General features: G+C 70.0%; 14 protein-coding genes. 2 read left to right on the top strand and 12 right to left on the bottom strand.

What is annotated here, in order from left to right:
- Positions 1–107: 107 nt before the first annotated feature.
- The 12 genes from EF387_RS37555 to EF387_RS37610 all read right to left on the bottom strand — a co-directional run bounded on the left by EF387_RS37555 (position 108) and on the right by EF387_RS37610 (position 10,342).
- Positions 108–1,355 carry a DUF3631 domain-containing protein gene (locus EF387_RS37555; protein WP_128381091.1) on the bottom strand — a complete coding sequence of 416 codons (1,248 nt, stop codon included), beginning with the start codon at positions 1,353–1,355 and terminating at the stop codon, positions 108–110.
- On the bottom strand, positions 1,352–1,708 hold the full coding sequence (locus tag EF387_RS48795; RefSeq protein WP_238431920.1) for a hypothetical protein: 357 nt from the start codon (positions 1,706–1,708) through the stop codon (positions 1,352–1,354). The genes EF387_RS37555 and EF387_RS48795 overlap by 4 nt, the downstream gene beginning before the upstream one ends.
- Positions 1,705–2,598, bottom strand: coding sequence for a bifunctional DNA primase/polymerase (locus EF387_RS37565; RefSeq protein WP_128381092.1), 894 nt, complete (start codon positions 2,596–2,598; stop codon positions 1,705–1,707). The genes EF387_RS48795 and EF387_RS37565 overlap by 4 nt, the downstream gene beginning before the upstream one ends.
- On the bottom strand, positions 2,595–3,398 hold the full coding sequence (locus EF387_RS37570) for a deazapurine DNA modification protein DpdA family protein (RefSeq protein ID WP_128381093.1): 804 nt from the start codon (positions 3,396–3,398) through the stop codon (positions 2,595–2,597). The genes EF387_RS37565 and EF387_RS37570 overlap by 4 nt, the downstream gene beginning before the upstream one ends.
- Before the next feature lie 174 nt (positions 3,399–3,572).
- Positions 3,573–3,881 carry a hypothetical protein gene (locus tag EF387_RS37575; protein ID WP_128381094.1) on the bottom strand — a complete coding sequence of 103 codons (309 nt, stop codon included), beginning with the start codon at positions 3,879–3,881 and terminating at the stop codon, positions 3,573–3,575.
- A 243-nt stretch (positions 3,882–4,124) separates the two neighbouring features.
- On the bottom strand, positions 4,125–6,221 hold the full coding sequence (locus EF387_RS37580; RefSeq protein ID WP_128381095.1) for a hypothetical protein: 2,097 nt from the start codon (positions 6,219–6,221) through the stop codon (positions 4,125–4,127).
- A gap of 2 nt (positions 6,222–6,223) precedes the next feature.
- A complete protein-coding gene (locus tag EF387_RS37585; protein ID WP_128381096.1) occupies positions 6,224–7,804 on the bottom strand; it encodes a hypothetical protein in 1,581 nt (526 codons plus the stop codon).
- A 76-nt stretch (positions 7,805–7,880) separates the two neighbouring features.
- Positions 7,881–8,219, bottom strand: coding sequence for an RRQRL motif-containing zinc-binding protein (locus EF387_RS37590; protein WP_128381097.1), 339 nt, complete (start codon positions 8,217–8,219; stop codon positions 7,881–7,883).
- Positions 8,219–9,226 carry a DUF2637 domain-containing protein gene (locus tag EF387_RS37595; RefSeq protein ID WP_128381098.1) on the bottom strand — a complete coding sequence of 336 codons (1,008 nt, stop codon included), beginning with the start codon at positions 9,224–9,226 and terminating at the stop codon, positions 8,219–8,221. The genes EF387_RS37590 and EF387_RS37595 overlap by 1 nt, the downstream gene beginning before the upstream one ends.
- Positions 9,223–9,753 (bottom strand): hypothetical protein, encoded by a 531-nt coding sequence (locus EF387_RS37600; protein WP_128381099.1) that lies wholly within the window; start codon positions 9,751–9,753, stop codon positions 9,223–9,225. The genes EF387_RS37595 and EF387_RS37600 overlap by 4 nt, the downstream gene beginning before the upstream one ends.
- The gene (locus EF387_RS37605; RefSeq protein ID WP_128381153.1) at positions 9,750–10,040 is read right to left on the bottom strand and encodes a hypothetical protein; all 291 of its coding nucleotides are present in this window, start codon (positions 10,038–10,040) and stop codon (positions 9,750–9,752) included. Before EF387_RS37605 ends, EF387_RS37600 begins: the two co-directional genes overlap by 4 nt.
- Positions 10,041–10,078: 38 nt before the next feature.
- Positions 10,079–10,342: a DUF6284 family protein gene (locus EF387_RS37610; RefSeq protein WP_128381100.1), complete on the bottom strand. Its 264-nt coding sequence runs from the start codon at positions 10,340–10,342 to the stop codon at positions 10,079–10,081.
- Between the two features lie 653 nt (positions 10,343–10,995).
- Between EF387_RS37610 and EF387_RS37615 the strand changes: the two genes are divergently transcribed.
- Positions 10,996–11,790 (top strand): GntR family transcriptional regulator, encoded by a 795-nt coding sequence (locus EF387_RS37615; protein ID WP_128381101.1) that lies wholly within the window; start codon positions 10,996–10,998, stop codon positions 11,788–11,790.
- On the top strand, positions 11,787–12,452 hold the full coding sequence (locus tag EF387_RS37620; RefSeq protein WP_128381102.1) for a YdcF family protein: 666 nt from the start codon (positions 11,787–11,789) through the stop codon (positions 12,450–12,452). The genes EF387_RS37615 and EF387_RS37620 overlap by 4 nt, the downstream gene beginning before the upstream one ends.
- The last annotated feature ends 279 nt before the right edge of the window (positions 12,453–12,731 follow it).

Raw genomic sequence — 12,731 nt, forward strand, 5'->3', positions numbered from 1 at the left:
ACACCGCAACATGCCTGGTCCGGGGCTCGGATTTGTTGCGGATCGTCGTCATGTTGCGGATAGCGCCGCCACGCGTGGACGTGGCGGCGCTGTCGGGTTCGCGCTGCTCAGATGGCGGTGGGGAGCGGGAGTGTGGCGGTTTCAGCGGTCGTGTTGCGGATGCCGTGGGGGTCATCCGCAACAGATTCGGTCCTGCTGACCTGCGGTGTTGTGGATGTTGCGGATGTTGCGGAATTCTCGGGGGGAGGCGGGCAGTACCTCAGCCACGCGTCCGCGAGATCCTCCGCGTAGTAGCCCTTCGGCGTTCCGGACGCGGTGCGGAACGTGCGCGGCTTGATCGGCTTGTTGGCCGGTGTCACGTACTGGCTGAGCATCCGGGCCAACGTGCGGGCGTTCAGGGGCTTGTCGTCCAGATCGCCCCAGGGACTGTCGTCCAGGTTGAGCAGGCATTCCAGGATGACCGCAGTGGGCATGCGGTCGGCGCCGCAGAACACCTTGTCGCGGAGGTCGGTCAACAGGCGGATACCGGCGGAGGAATCGTCGCCTTCGCTGGCAGCGCGGACCAGTTCGAGGCAGGCGGCGCGGGCCCGCTCGGGCCAGTGCCCGCCGGCCGCGTCGGCAGCGGCGAGCAGGGGTTCCCACACATCGGCAGGGCGGTCGGAGACGCCGTCGGGCATCTCGGGCCAGGCTTCAGCGACAGCGTCCCGGACAGTGTCGGCCCACTTCGCGAGCCGGTCACGCAGGGCGTGGCCTTCCTTCTCGTGGATGCGACGCCGGTAGGGAGAGACCTTCTCGTTCGGGGCGCGCTTGCGCATGCGGATGATGACGGAGCGAGTGAGGATCGTGTCGGGCAGCGAGCCGAGTCCTGCCATGGCCACGGCGCAGTAGGACGAGAAGAATCCGGCGTTCTGGTTGGAGCCGTCCCCGACGCAGCGCAGCGAACTGCCGCCGCGGCGGTAGCCGGAATTCAGGAACGCTCGGACCTGTTCGTCGCCGGCCGCCTTGGCGCCGAACACAGTGTCGATCTCGTCGAACAGCAGCGTTGGGAGCCCGTCGGTACCGTCGACCAGCCGGAACAGGGCGTTGGCGGACGCGTTGACAGTGATCGCGGCGTGGGGGGTGAGGGTTTCCACGATCTCCAGCGCGCGGGACTTGCCCGACCCCGGCTCCGGGGAGAGGAACGCGAGACGGGCGGTGCCGTCGAAGGCATCGATCAGGTGGGCGTGCGCGTCCCACAACGCGACGGCGACGTAAGCGGCCTCGGTGGGGAAAACGTTGAAGCGGCGGTGGAAGGCTTCCACTTCGTCCAGCAGTGCGGCGCCGTCGATGGGCTGCACGGGCGTGGTGTCGGTCATGCGGCGGTCCTTCCTTCCTGGGAGCTCCGGAGCGGGCAGGTGGCGCGGTGGTCTTCGTGGTCGGTGATCAGGGCCAGCACGCAGGCGTGGCCTACGGCGCTGCGGTCTCGTCCGCACTCGCACCGTGAGGTGGCGGTGGGTACTGCGCCGTAGGGCGCGGTGATGCGCAGCCAGGCCACCGGGTACCGGCCGTCACCGCGCTTCCAGCCGGAGCAAAGAGCAATGATGACGCCCTTGCGGGCGGCGCCTTTCGGTTCGCCCACGGCCGGTCGGGGTGTGGCCGGTTGGGCGGTGCGGGGGCCGTCCGGGGTGCTGGTGGTGCTCTTCAGGTGAGGGCGGGCGGGGGTGGTCATGCCGCCCTCCCCTGCTGCTGGTTGTGGGTGATGGACCAGTCGAGGGCGCTGCGGAGGGTGGCGCGGCACTCGGCGGCGGTGAGTCCGGCCGCTTCCCCCGCCCTTTGAAGAGCCGCTTCTACCTCCGGGCGGGTCAGGTCGCCGGATGCGACGAACCGTCCCAGGGCCCGGCCTGCGCGCAGCAGTGTCGTGTTGCGCCGTCCCTCGGCGGCCGTGGTGACGGCGGCGGTCTCCCGGGTGAGGGCGGCATCGACGTACGGGCGGCGGTGCCCGGTGCCCGCTGTGACCGTCGGCCGGTTGGCGGGGTGCGGTGGCACCACGAGTGTCTTGAGCCAGTCGGGCAGGGGCCGTAGCAGGGCAGGCCCTACGGTCTCGTACCGGGCGCCACCCACGGTGCTGCCGGAGGCGACGACGTACCCGCCCCACGCCCGGGTGTCGACCAGCGGGGCGAGCGTTCCCGCGGTGTTGTGCAGCCGCACAGCCGGAGGCGGGGTGAAGTACAGGTGCTGCCCTCCGCTCGCAGTCCGGATCGTGCGGGTACGGGGGACGGGCTGCCCGTGGCGCTCGCAGAGCGCCCCGAAGGACGCCGCGCCGCAAGGCGCGTCCGTACTGCTCTTGTCCTTGGGCACGTCCAGGTCGACGACCAGCAGCCCGGAGGGACCGGTGGCGATGCCGACGTTGAACGGGGCCTGAGACCAGGCGGCCCGGATGCGGTCGGGGGCAGTGGTGGCGCGCTGCTCCCACTTGCGGTGCCCGCCCGCGCACGGGCCGCTGCGGGGGCATGCGGCTTCTCCATGCAGGGCGGGGCGCTTTGTGCCGGGGCGAAGGGGGAAGACGTGCCATCCGCGCTCTGCGGCGGCGAGTGCGGCCGTCATCAGGTGTTCGGTCATGCCACGCTCCTGTCGGTCAGCATGGTCTGCCGCTGGGCAGGGATGGCGGCCAGGACGCGCTCGCGCCAGCGCAGCGCGTAGTCGATGCAGTTGGCACAGTTCTTGTGCGTGTGGCCGGGCAGCGCGGGCCGGCGGCGGGCGTGGGAGCTCCACGCGGCGGAGTCCGCGGAGGCCAGCAGGTGGCCGACGCGTTCCAGACCGAGGATCTTGAAGCCGAAGCCGTGCAGTTTGAAGCCGTGCGCGGCCATGGCCGTGACGATCGCGGCGCCCTTGCGGGTGGACTGCAACCGGCATACCGAGCCGAGCCCCACTACCGGTTCTGCCCGCAGGTCGACGCCGGCGTTCTCGTACAGCTCCACACAGCGCTCGTAGGCTGGCACGGTGTCGCCCTGGATGACCGGCGCGATCCGCAGGTCAGGGGCGAGGGCGCGTAGTTCGAGGAAGTTGGCGACAGTGCGGCGCTGGTGTTCGGCGACGCTGAGGTGGGTGCCGATGAAGTACTGTCCGCCGAACCAGCCGCCGTTGATGATGGCGTCCTCGCACATCCAGTCCTGGGGGGCGGCCCAGTCGTAGGGGCCGACGTGCTCCCAGATGCGGCGCAGGTCCTGAACGTACTGGCGGGGCGATCGGGTCCAGGTGCCTTTGTCTTTGAGCTCCGTGAAGCCGCCGGAGTCGATCGCGTACGGGCCCTGGGCCACGTCCCACTTGACGGCGCGGTCGAAGTGCTCGGACTTCAGGAACAGCGGCACGTCGGTGAGGCGCAGCCAGTGCCGTTTGTGGGTGGTCAGGTAGAACCGCATGCTGTTCGCGGCGGGAGCTCCCGCGGGCGGGCGGGCGGGATGCGGGCGGCGGTAAGGCTCGCCGGATGTCGGTGGGTTGGGTCATGCTGGGAGACCTCCAACAGGTCTGTTGCGGACTGGTTGGCAAGGGCGGCCCCGGCGTTCTTGGCGGAATGGGGGCCGCCCTTGGCGTAGTTAGTGGTCCTTGGAGCGGGCGAGTTTGAGGGTGATGCCGCCGATGCCGATCGGTCCGGCGGCGCCCGCGATGACGGTGGCGGTGTGGGCGGCGACGTCGAGCAGCCAGCACAGGGCGGCGGCCAGTCCCCAGCCGCCGGCGACCACGGCCCCGGCGATCGCGAACGGGAGGACGATGCGTCGCCACGGGATGCCGGGCGGGGTGCCGTTGACGACGAACACGACCGGCTGTCCGGTCGCCTGAGCGCGCCGCCAGTCGTCGGCGGGGATATGCGGGGCTATCTGTCCGGGCAGGGTGTGCTGGCTCATTTCAGGCTCCCTCGGGTGAGCCGCGGGCCCGCGCCGAGAGTGGCGCGGGCCCGTGCGGATGAGTGCGTGATGGACGCTGTGCTTGTCGCGTTGCTTGTCGTCTCTCTTGTCGTGCGGCTTGTCGTCTGCCTTGTCGCTTGTCTTGTCTTGTCGCTTGTCGCCTCCCAGGTCACAAGCCGTTTCCAAGGCTCCAGGCCCCGGCAATCGGCTTACGGTGAAGCGGGGGCGACAAGCGACAAGTGATCAGTCGTCGGCAGTGTGGGAGCGGTGGACGTAGCGGGCTTTGGTGCCCTCCCCGACACGGACGGCGGTGCCGTCCTGCATCCACGTTTTCAGCCAGCCGACGACCGTCTGACGGGTCGTTCCGTAGGCGTCTGCGAGGGCGCGGGCGATCGCGGAGGCTCCGGTGCCTTCGGGCCCGGCGGCGATCAGCGCGGCGAGCGCGGCCTGTTGCGCGGGGCTGTCCTGCTCACCCCGCAGCGCGGACAGGTTCAGCCCGGCGGGCCGATCCGCCCCGCCGGGCTGCTCGAGGGTGCGGGGGTCGGGTGCGGTGGCGAACTGCGCGTCGATCTCCTCACGGAACCGGCGTGCCAACGCATCCTCCGGTGACTCCGGCTGCTCGCTCAGCGCGGACAGACGCAGCGCCCCCGGCGCGGCCGACGACGGGTCGTCGGCGTCGTCCGCCGCGACCTGGTCGCGCATCCACGCGGTGCGGTCGGCATCCCAGCGCCGCGCGTAGGCGGGCCCGGCGGCCTTGGCGGAGACGTCGTCGAGCCGGGGGTGCCGGTCGGACGTGGCGGCGGTGATCTCCCGGATCTGGTTCGGCAGGATCCGCCACGCCTTGAACAGCGCGGCCGGTGACTCGGGGGTGCCCATGAACCCGGCGCCCTTGTGCGGGGCCTGGTCCACACGCAGGCCGCGGGAGCCGGGGAACATCTTGGACAGGTCCATGCCCTCGGTCTCGCCGCCCGTGAGGGCGACGCGCACCTTGGCTTCCCGGCGGATCATCAGGTTGTTCAGCACGGCGCCGGTGGCCCCGAGCGCGGTGATGACGGTGCGCACGCCCATGGCGCGGGCGATCCGGATGACTTCCAGGATCTTTTCCCCGAGTTTGCGGATCTGCCGGTCAGTGCTGGCCAGGATCTCCGCACCCTCATCGATGACGAGCATGATCTGAGGAATCCTCGCGCTGACCGGCAGCAGATCGGTGTTGGCCTTGGCAAGAAGGTCCTGGTAGCCCATCTTGCGCTGCTTGGCCACGCGCACGGCTGTCTCCAGCATCGTCATGGCCTCGTCGAATGTGCCGGCCAGCCAGTCGATGCCGGGCCGTACGGGCTTGCCGTCCTCCCGCTGGATCTCCCCGTTGATCGCCGGGAGGACCCAGGGCAGGCCGGCCGATCCGGCGTTCAGGTCGATCACCCACGTGAGGATGTCTTCGGCGCGGGCGAACCCGGCGAGGATCGAGTGGACCATGTTCGTCTTGCCCGATCCGGTCGGTCCGACGATCAACGCGCACTGTTCGCGCAGGTAGGCGAGGATCTGCTGAGCATTCGTGCGGTAGCCCCACGGGATGCCGGTGTGTACGGACAGCGGCCCGTAGTCGGCGGGGTAGGTGCGCTCTTCTTCCAGGACGTTGACCGTGGTCACGTCGATGATGACCCGGCCCTGGTGGATGCCGGGGGAGGCGGTGGCGGTGCAGCCGTGCGGCAACCGGGCGTCTGCGGACAGCCGCGGGGACTCGGCGGCAATCTTGTTCCAGGTGGCGCCGCCGGGCGGGAGTTCAGCGTCGATGGAGTACCCGGCGCCGGTCTCCCACATCTCGACACCGACGACCCGCACGGTGATCGAGCACACGCGCTGAATGCGGTCGACCCATTCCGCGGCGATCGCACGGCGCTCCGCGGACAACTCCGCGGAGATGGCGCGCTGTTCAGCCGCGATGGCTTCCTCCTCCCGCGCTTCCTCGTAGAGGGCGGTGGATCGTGCGGCGGCGCCGATGCCGACACCGATGGTGGCGAGCGAGCCGAGGGCGGCCCAGGTCAGCGGGCCGTGGGTCATGGCCCAGGTGGTCCATCCGGCGCCGACGAGCCAGGACGCGGCCTTGGTGGCGAGGGTGCGGCCGGCGTTGCGTACGCGGATACCGGCGACGGTGTGGCCGAGGGCACCGGCGGCGCCGACGGCGAGTGCCCAGCCGGGGGGCATGGCGGTGGCGGCGCCGGTGGTGGCGACGGCGAAGGCTCCGGTGGTGGCGGACAGGGCGCCGGTCACGGGTCCGTGACCGGCCGCCCAGTCCAGCACCGGGCCACTGCTCTGCTGTTTGGCGGTGGCGGTGCTGCTCATGGTCAGACGTTCCAGCCCTTCTCAGCCTCGGTGCCGTTGCGGGGGTCCTCGTGCCGGGCGATGTCCTGCTCGTGCGCCTGCCTGAACAGCGGGCCCATGTCCTCCGCGACGGCGACGGCGCTCATCAGGGCGCCGAAGATGTCGTTGAAGCCGTCCGCGACTTCCTTCTCCAGCGGGAACTCGCTGTCGGAGCGCTCCGCGAGGATCTTCATCACGTTCGCCACGCTGGTCAGCGCGGCCGGGAGTCCCTCGACCATGGCGAGGATCTCCATTGCGTTCTCGGGGTCGTACTGGTTGGCGGCCTGCTCCATCTCGGAAGCGACCTCTTCGAACCGGAAACCGGACACGTTCTCTCCTTCACTCACCTCGGATGTGCTGGTGGGGACCGTGGCCGCGGGCCGCTCAACGCTGTCCGCGATGCCTTCCGTGCCGTCCTCGGTGGCCTCCGCATCCGCGGCGGCCTCCTGTTCGCGCAAGTTCTTGCGAGTGGTCTTGTCGCGCTCCGCGCGCTGCTGGGTGGCAGACCTGACCAGGCCCCAGTACAGGCGGCGCCCGGGGTACATCAGCCACGGGATATCGAACTTGCGTCCGATTGGTGTGGTGATTAGCCCGAGCAGGCCGACCGGGAGGGCGAGCAGCGCGGCGAGCAGGCGCCGACCGTGGAAGCGGGCCGCTGACCTGCGCAGCGCTTTGCGGGCGGCCTTGCGGGCGGGGGCCTTGCGGACCGCGGCACGCTGCGCCGCCACGGTGTCGCCGGCCTTGGCGTCCCGCTTCGCACGGTTCTTGGCGATCGCCGCATCCCGTACGGCGCGGGCCTTGCGGGCGGCACCACCCAACAGGCGACCCCCGCCGTTCCCGCGCTTGCCCAACTGGCCCTTGCCGACGGTGGCTTTGGCGTTGCGGCGAGCGTCAGCGACCGCGCGCCGTGCGGCGGTGGTCTGCGCCCGCTTGTCCGCACGGGATGCGCCCCCGGCTTGCTGCGCCGACCGGAGGGCCCTGATCTGCGCGCCCCGGCCGGGGACCTTGCCCACAGCGCTAGCCGTGCGCTTGGACGCACCGTGACCGGCCTTACCGGGGCTCTTTGTACTGGTAGTGGTGCTGCCCTGCCGACCGGCCGGGCCGGTACCACGCCGGTGCCGGCCCGGCACACTGCCGGGCCGGCCGGCGCGGCCGGATCGAGAGCCTGACGCACGGCTTCCGCCGCGGTTGCCGCCTGCTCCCGGGCCACCGCGGCGGACGCCGGTGTTCCGTGCAGCCGTGCGGCCGGCGGCGCGCGCAGCGGCCCGGCGGGCTTCACGACGCGGGTTGGGCTTGCGGGACCGGGTGGTGGCGACCGTGCCGAGTACGACCATGCCGGTAGCGGCCACAGCCGCGGCAATCGGTCCACCAGCCAGGGCAGCAGCAGCGACCGCGCCGACCGTGCTGTTCGCCCCGGACAGGGCGAGCGGGACGATGGGCCAGCCACCGGGCGTGTGCTCCACCTCGGCCGCGGCCGGGGCCTTCTCCGGCGGTGCGGGCGGCGGCGGGGGCGGTGTGGTTGGGGGAGCCTCGACGGCTACCGGTTCCGTGCTGAGTTCCGTCATGCTGAGAGCACTCCTTATGGGGAGTAGGGCCCGGCCGGTGCTGTAGGAGGCGATTGGCCGGGCCTGCGAACAGGGCTTATGCGGCGCGCTGTTCCTCGGGGAACGCGCAGCTCACGCACCTGCCGAGCGCGGGCGGGATGACGTATCCGGCATCCGTGCGGCACTCGGGGCAGGTGCGGCGGGCGGTGTTGGCCTTGGCTAGGGCCGCCCACTTGGCCGGCGTCATGGGCCGGACTGGTTTGGCCCGCTGGATCTCGTACAGGTAGGCGACCAGCGGCGGGCGGCGGCGACGCGGACGCTCTAACTGCGCGACCACGTCCTGACCACCGGGCCGTAGATCCAGGGCGCGGAGCTGTCGGCGGGTGGCCAACCCTTCCGGGGCGAGCCGCCATCGGTAGACGGGGATGGCGGCCATCAGCGGCTCGCGATCGCCAACTCAGCGCCGCCAGCGCCGGGGTCGCGATGTTCGGCGTAGCGGGTGGACACCCACCCGACCGACCAGCCGCACAACTCCGCGGCGGCCCGCACCGCCAACCCCGCCTCGAACGCGGCGGTCACGATCGCGCGGGCTTCGTCCTCGGGCAGCTTGCCCGCGGCCGGCCCGCGCTCCAACAGCGACGCGCGTTCACGGGCGGCGCGCTCCTCACGCTCGCGCTGTTCACGCGCACGCGCCTGCTCGCGTTCGCGGCGCTCGCGCTCGGCCCGTTCGGAGGCTTCCCGTTCAGTGCGTTCACGCTCCCGCTCGCGCTGTTCACGCTCGCGTTCACGACGTTCACGGATCTCCCGTTCCGCCTGCTCACGGGCGGCCCGTTCCTCGCGTTCCTCCCGCCGGCGTCGTTCCTCCCGCTCCGCCGCTTCAGCGGCCAACCGGGCCTCGTGTTCACGCTGTTCACGCGCCAGCATCGCGGCGTGCTCACGCTCCTCACGCGCCTGCCGGCGGGAGGCTTCCTCTCGCTCGCGGGCCGCCTGCTCGCGCTGTTCGCGGGCGGCCCGCTGCTTGTCCTCCAGCGTCGTTACGGCGGCGGTGATGGCGCGGCGGTAGGCAAGCCCGGTCTCCGCGGTGACGATCAGCAGCAGCGGCGCCACCGCATGAACAGCCACGCCGACCAGGTCTTTCTTGAGTGCGGAGTCGGCGGTGTTCAGGGCGAGCGTCATCGCGCCGGTCATCCACCGCAGCGCCACCGGCCACCGCCCTCCGTCCCCGCCGAGGCGGGCGAGAACGGAGTCCAGGCGGACCACGATGACCACCGCGGCATCGACCACGAGCGGCAGGATGGGGGCCGTCCACTCCCACTTTTCAGGGGTGTGAGCGGCCATGAGCGGCGTGACCGTGAGGATCGAGTACAGCATGGCGCCGCACACGATCAGCCACATGCCCACCGACAAAGCGCGCTCCGCTGAACGGATCTGAACACCGTTCACGCCGCACCCCCCATCGGCTCTTGGGAGGGGACCGTCACCGAACGGAAGCCCGTGACAGCCTCGTCCTGCGTGAACGGGATCAACTGCCAACACACTTCAGCAGCGGGGCGTTCATCGCCCGCCACCCATCCGTGAACGGGGGCACCCTGGGTGGCGGCGTAGGCGTAGGCGTCCTGCTGGCTGCGGTGGATGCTGTGCGGCTCGCCGTAGTGCAGCAGCAACACCAACCACCGCCCGTTCAGACGGGCCGCCTCCAGCTCCTCCCGTAGCCGGCGGATCTCCTCACGGCGTTCAGCGAAGGCCGCCCGCGCGTCCTTGAGCGCCGCCTCAAGCTCGAATACGTGATCGCGGAGGATCCCGGCGTCGCTCTCCGCCGTCTCCGCGCGGGCGGTCAGCTCCCACGTCTCGCGGACGTGGCGGCCCCAAGCGGCATCCGCCTGTCCCTGAACCTCCCGCGCACGGGTCCGGGCCTGCTCTGCATCCTCGTGCAGCCGAGCGAGCCGGCCACTGGTGACGATGCGGATCATGCCGCACCCCCGACCGGCACCGGAGCGCAGACGTCGCCGTAACCGATCAGCTCCACCACCGCGCCCGCATACGCCGCCACCGCACGCAGGACGCGTGTGCGACCGTCGCTCTGCTCGCGGTAGAGCACCACGTCCGGGGCGATGCCCAGAGCCTCCCGCCACGCCTCGAAGCCGGGCAGGCCGGAGTGGAGCGAGAGCTCCAGCCGCTCCGGGTAGATGGGCGAGATGCTCACGGTCGGCGCCGGGAGGTGCCCGAAGTCCGCGGCCAGCAGGCGCAGCGCGCGCATGGGCACGGTCAGATCGTCCAGCGTCGGGGTCTCGGTACTCACGCGCTGACCCCCGTGGCCGGGGCGGACAGGTTCGTCAGCTCCACTCGCGCGGCCAGCGCCCGGCGGCGGGCCCGGCGCAGGCGGCGCGTGTCCAGCTCGCTCGGGGTGCGGTCGAGGGTGGCGATGTAGGCGTCCATCAACTCGATGTCCGCGGCGATGACCGGCATCTCCTGGTCGATCGCGTCCAGCTCCGCATCCGTCGGCTCCAGCCAATCAGCGAACGCGGTAACAGCTTCCTGAACAGTCACGATGTGGCTCATTGGGTCGTGTTCCTCTCCAAGCGGGGGACGGCCCGAAACGGCTCCCGGGTGGCACCCCGGGAGCCGTGCGCCGTTGAAGTCGGAAGATCCGGCTCCCCACGCCCTGCCCGTACGACCGCCAGGGCCGGACGGGCAGGGGAGGCAACCGCCGCAGCAAGGAACCGCGCTGCGGGGGCGGACCAGGCTTCACCGGTCCGCCGTTGCCACAGCGGACCGGCCCCGAGCCGGTGAATCGGGCGCGTCATCGTCACTGCTCTGACGCCAGCAGGGCGGCGCGCACCAGGTGGCATCCGAGGGGCTGACCTCCAGAAATGGTGGGATGATCCCCAAGGCTGTTCTCCAGCGCTGATGCGCAGGGCAGGACATGTTCACCTGCCACGAAGTGGCCGCCGACGACTGTCACCCGGTCGTCACGGGGACGGGGAATCGCGCCCCGTCGATCTCGATACGCTGTTCAGTTCTCAACCAACGGACGCTTCCTTTGGGCCCGTTTCACGGGGTCCTCCGGGCTTTCCGAGCAGCCCAAAGAAGGGCCTCCCGACTCGCTGTCCTAGGACTGCGAACCGCTCACGAAGACCATGCACCCACAGTCCTAGGACTGTCAACAGTCCTAGGACTGTGTTTCACTGGTTCACGTAGAGAGGAGGTTCCGCATGGCGCCGAAGTGGCGAGAACTTGCGGACCGGATTGCGGAGAAGATCCGGTCCGGCGAATACGCACCTGGTCAACAGTTGCCGCAGATCAGAGACTTGGTTGAGGCAGGCGAAGGCTCCAAGGCCACGGTCCACGCTGCCTACAAGGCTCTTGAGGCCGAGGGGTTGGTGACCTCCTCACGCGGTCATGGCACCGTCGTGCGTGAGCGCGCGCCCCTCAAACGGCTTGGTATCGCGCGGTACGACAAGGCCAAGTGGCGCGACGGTGACGAAGTCGCATTCATCGCGGACCGCGTCGCGTCGGGACGGACGTACCGGCGGAACGAGCAGACCCAAACCGTCAGCCGGGTGAAGGCGCCGGCGGTCGTGGCCGAAGCGCATGGGTTGCCCGAGGGGGCGGACGTCTATGCGCGGGCTCGGCTGGTCAAGGAAGGCACGCAGCCAACCCACACGCTGACCAGCTATTACCGTCCCGAGCATGTTGAAGGGACGCGAATCGTTGACCCCACGCCGGGGCCGGCCGGGCGGGGCGGTGGCTTCCGAGTCCTGTACGACGCCGGGTACGAGATCGACCGCATGCAGGAGACGCTGTTCGCGCGCGTCCCCACCGCGGAGGAGGCCCAACTCTTGCAGCTCTCGCCGGGTGAGTGGGTGGTGGAGTTGCACCGCACCACCTACACCGCGGATGGGACTGTGGTGGAGTTTGCGATTGGCGTCCATGCGGCTACGCGCTTTGCATGGACCTACGACTTCAAGGTGCCCGACTCGGCGAGCAAGGAAGGCGACACGAAGTGATCTCAACGCAGGCATGGGCGGACGCTCAACGGCTCTGGGACTTCCAGCAGATGGGCCATGAGCCGCGCCCATGCTCTGTAGCGATCGGACTCGGCAGCCACGATCTCGGTGTTGCCGACACGACCGCAGACCTCTACCACCGTGGCATGGCACCGCTCATCGTCTTCACCGGAGCGACGAGCCGTACGACGCGTGAGCGGATGCCCCGCGGTGAGGCTGAGCACTACCGTGACCGTGCTGTGGAGCTGGGGGTTCCTGCCGACGCCATCATTGTCGAACCGAAAGCCCGGAATACGGGCGAAAACATCCGCTTCTCTCGGAGCCTGCTTGGAGAGCAGGGCGTACCCGTCTCGTCTGTCCTTCTTGTCAGCAAGCCGTACGAGGAGCGGCGCGCCTATGCGACGGCGCGGAAGGTGTGGCCCGAAGTTGAGTGGGTCAGTGCTTCCACGCCAATGACTCTCTCCGAGTACATTGAGTCGATTCAGGATGCGCGTCTCGTCGTTGACATGCTGGTCGGTGCTCAGCAGCGGCTGATCGTGTACCCCCAGCAGGGATTCATGATTGAACTGGAAACCCCTGACGATGTTGCGGCAGCATTCGAGCGACTGCGCTCCAACGGATTCACAAGTCGGCTATTGCCAGAGGCAGCGGGACAGGCCTGATCCCTTGGGCTGCACCCCTCAGGGAGCAACCGGTATCTAGCTATCGCGCCGAGCTTGTTCGGGAATTACGGAGGGCTGGCCGCTATCCTCCGGCAAGAGTGCTTCGTCAATTGGACGGCAACTAATTGGCTTGTCTACTACCAGACGACGATTCGGTCCTTCCCGAACTGCACCCTCTACGATGACTGCTCGGTGCTGGCCGTGCCACGCTAGCGCCTCCTGGTACTGCTCATAGCCCAGCCGAACGCGAATCTCACACGGCCGCCCGTGCCGGACTGT

Source organism: Streptomyces cavernae, assembly GCF_004023625.1.
GTDB classification, from domain to species: domain Bacteria; phylum Actinomycetota; class Actinomycetes; order Streptomycetales; family Streptomycetaceae; genus Streptomyces; species Streptomyces cavernae.

What these genes read in the sequence shown, in the direction of transcription:
- EF387_RS37555 (WP_128381091.1), bottom strand. Translation starts at nt 1,355, where the DNA reads ATGACCGACACCACGCCCGTGCAGCCCATCGACGGCGCCGCACTGCTG.
- EF387_RS48795 (WP_238431920.1), bottom strand. Translation starts at nt 1,708, where the DNA reads ATGACCACCCCCGCCCGCCCTCACCTGAAGAGCACCACCAGCACCCCG.
- EF387_RS37565 (WP_128381092.1), bottom strand. Translation starts at nt 2,598, where the DNA reads ATGACCGAACACCTGATGACGGCCGCACTCGCCGCCGCAGAGCGCGGA.
- EF387_RS37570 (WP_128381093.1), bottom strand. Translation starts at nt 3,398, where the DNA reads ATGCGGTTCTACCTGACCACCCACAAACGGCACTGGCTGCGCCTCACC.
- EF387_RS37575 (WP_128381094.1), bottom strand. Translation starts at nt 3,881, where the DNA reads ATGAGCCAGCACACCCTGCCCGGACAGATAGCCCCGCATATCCCCGCC.
- EF387_RS37580 (WP_128381095.1), bottom strand. Translation starts at nt 6,221, where the DNA reads ATGAGCAGCACCGCCACCGCCAAACAGCAGAGCAGTGGCCCGGTGCTG.
- EF387_RS37585 (WP_128381096.1), bottom strand. Translation starts at nt 7,804, where the DNA reads ATGACGGAACTCAGCACGGAACCGGTAGCCGTCGAGGCTCCCCCAACC.
- EF387_RS37590 (WP_128381097.1), bottom strand. Translation starts at nt 8,219, where the DNA reads ATGGCCGCCATCCCCGTCTACCGATGGCGGCTCGCCCCGGAAGGGTTG.
- EF387_RS37600 (WP_128381099.1), bottom strand. Translation starts at nt 9,753, where the DNA reads ATGATCCGCATCGTCACCAGTGGCCGGCTCGCTCGGCTGCACGAGGAT.
- EF387_RS37605 (WP_128381153.1), bottom strand. Translation starts at nt 10,040, where the DNA reads ATGCGCGCGCTGCGCCTGCTGGCCGCGGACTTCGGGCACCTCCCGGCG.
- EF387_RS37610 (WP_128381100.1), bottom strand. Translation starts at nt 10,342, where the DNA reads ATGAGCCACATCGTGACTGTTCAGGAAGCTGTTACCGCGTTCGCTGAT.
- EF387_RS37615 (WP_128381101.1), top strand. Translation starts at nt 10,996, where the DNA reads ATGGCGCCGAAGTGGCGAGAACTTGCGGACCGGATTGCGGAGAAGATC.